General features: G+C 73.1%; 2 protein-coding genes. One reads left to right on the forward strand and one right to left on the reverse strand.

Annotated elements, in window-relative coordinates; genetic code table 11:
- Positions 1-34: 34 nt before the first annotated feature.
- Complete coding sequence (gene nhaA / locus AB0I76_RS28160; RefSeq protein ID WP_357041634.1) at positions 35-1,354, reverse strand: Na+/H+ antiporter NhaA; 1,320 nt, start codon at positions 1,352-1,354, stop codon at positions 35-37.
- 163 nt (positions 1,355-1,517) lie between these two features.
- Here nhaA and AB0I76_RS28165 point away from each other — a divergent pair, with 163 nt between their 5' ends.
- Positions 1,518-2,141: a universal stress protein gene (locus AB0I76_RS28165; RefSeq protein WP_357041636.1), complete on the forward strand. Its 624-nt coding sequence runs from the start codon at positions 1,518-1,520 to the stop codon at positions 2,139-2,141.
- Positions 2,142-2,237 lie beyond the last annotated feature (96 nt).

A 2,237-nucleotide genomic window follows, 5' to 3' on the forward strand; every position in this document is an offset into this window, starting at 1 on the left:
GCGGGCCCACATCGGGGCCGGCCGGCGGTATGCGTCAGTGGCGGGTCGGGTCGGTGGGGTTCTCGTCGTAGACGTCCGGCACGCCGTCCCGGTCCCGGTCGACGGTCTCCTCCTCGTGCACCCGCCGGTAGAGGTTGCTGCGGGCGCGCAGGATGAAGGTGGCGAGCACCGCCGAGAGCAGGGATCCGGTGAGCACCGCGACCTTGACGATGTCGTCGCGTTCGCTGCCCAGGCCGAAGGCCAGCTCGCCGATCAGCAGGGACACGGTGAAGCCGATGCCGCCGAGCAGCGACAGGCCCAGCACGTCGACCCACTTGAGGCCCTGGCCGAGCTCTGCCCGGGTGAACCGGGAGACCAGCCAGGTGGCGGTGAGGATCCCGACCGGCTTGCCGACGACGAGGCCAACGACGATGCCGATCGCGACCTTGTCGCTCAGTGACGTGGCCAGACCGGTCAGGCCGCCGACGGTGACCCCGGCGGAGAAGAAGGCGAAGATGGGCACCGCCACGCCGGCCGAGATCGGCCGGATGCGGTGCTCGAAGTGCTCGGCCAGGCCGGGGCCGGCGTCCGGGCCGCCGGCGGCCTGGCTGCGGAGCACCGGGACGGTGAAGGCGAGCAGCACACCGGCGACCGTGGCGTGCACACCGGACTCGTGCACCAGCACCCAGGTCGCGGCGGCCAGCGGCAGCAGCAGCCACCAGGACCGCACCCGCCGCTGCACGAGCAGGCCGAAGACCGCCAGCGGCACCAACGCGCCGAGCAGCGGCAGCACCGCCAGGTCGGCGGTGTAGAACACCGCGATGATCATGATGGCGAGCAGGTCGTCGACGACGGCGAGGGTGAGCAGGAAGGTACGCAGCGCGGACGGGAGGAACCGGCCGATGACAGCGAGCACCGCGAGGGCGAAGGCGATGTCCGTGGCGGTCGGGATCGCCCAGCCCCGGGGCGCCTCGGCACCGGCGATCACGACGTACAGCAGGGCCGGCACCATGACGCCGCCGACCGCGGCGGAGACCGGCACGGCCGCGCGCAGCGGGTCGCGCAGGTCTCCGGCGACGAACTCGCGCTTGAGCTCCAGACCGGCGACGAAGAAGAAGACCGCCAGCAGGCCGTCGGCGGCCCACTTGCCCAGGCTCAGGTCCAGATGCAGGGCCGCCGGTCCGACCTTCACGTCCCGTAGCGCCTGGTAGCTCTCCGACCAGGGGGAGTTCGACCAGACGAGGGCCAGCAACGCTCCGATCAGCAGGAGTGCCCCGCCGACGGTCTCCCTCCGGAGGATCCCGGAGATGCGGCTCGTCTCGGGCCAGGAGCGGCGGGCGAACAGGCTGGGGCGGCGCCGGTCGGCGTCGGTCACGAAAACTCCTCGTCGGCAGGGTACGCGTCATCCATCGCCGACCAGACTTCCCGGCACACCTGAGGAAACCCTATCCGCCGCCGCCGGGACACACCTCTCACCGGCGACGTGGTGATCGTCCCAGTACCCGGCTTACCCACGGCCACCTCGGGTAGTCACCCGCGTGCCTGATCTCTGGTCCGTTCTGCTCTTCGTCACCGTGTGGCTGACCGTCGGCCTGGTCACCGCCGCCTGGTTCGTCCTCCGAGCCGGTCACGCGCACCTGCTCTGGTACGTCGTCGGCGGGCTGCTCGGCCCCCTGTTCATCCCCATCGCCGTCGAGCGGGGCCGCGCCACGACCCGCCCCGTCGACGTACGCGAGGGCCGGCCGCGACGGACCGGCGGCGTACGGGTGCTGGTCGGCGTGGACGGCTCCCCGGACTCCGACCGGGCGTTGCGGGCGGTCGCCCGGACCCTCGCCGGCACCACCGGCGAGCTGGTGCTGGTCAGCGTGACCAGTCCGGACCGCATCGGTCGGGAGGCCGAGGACGAGCGGCGGGCGACCCGGCGGATGCTCGACGAGCGGGTCCGCGGCCTACCCGGAGACCTGCCCGAGCCGACCACGGAGGTCGTCGTCGGCCACCCGGCGGACGCGCTGCTCGCGATGGCCGAGGCGCACGACGTGGACCTGCTGGTGGCCGGCCGGCACGGGCACGGGCTCCGGGACCGCCTGCTGGGCAGCGTCGCCGAGGATCTGACCCGCCGATCCTCCCGCGCGGTTCTGCTGGGCAGCCTCAGCGACCGCTGATCGGGGCCAGGAGTTCCTCGGCGCCGTGCCCGGCCCGGACGGCCCCGGCTACGACGTCCGCCGCCAGCACTGACGGGGCGGCGGTAAGGAAGGGCC

Origin of the sequence: Micromonospora sp. NPDC049799 (genome assembly GCF_040656655.1) — a bacterium.
Taxonomy (GTDB): domain Bacteria; phylum Actinomycetota; class Actinomycetes; order Mycobacteriales; family Micromonosporaceae; genus Micromonospora.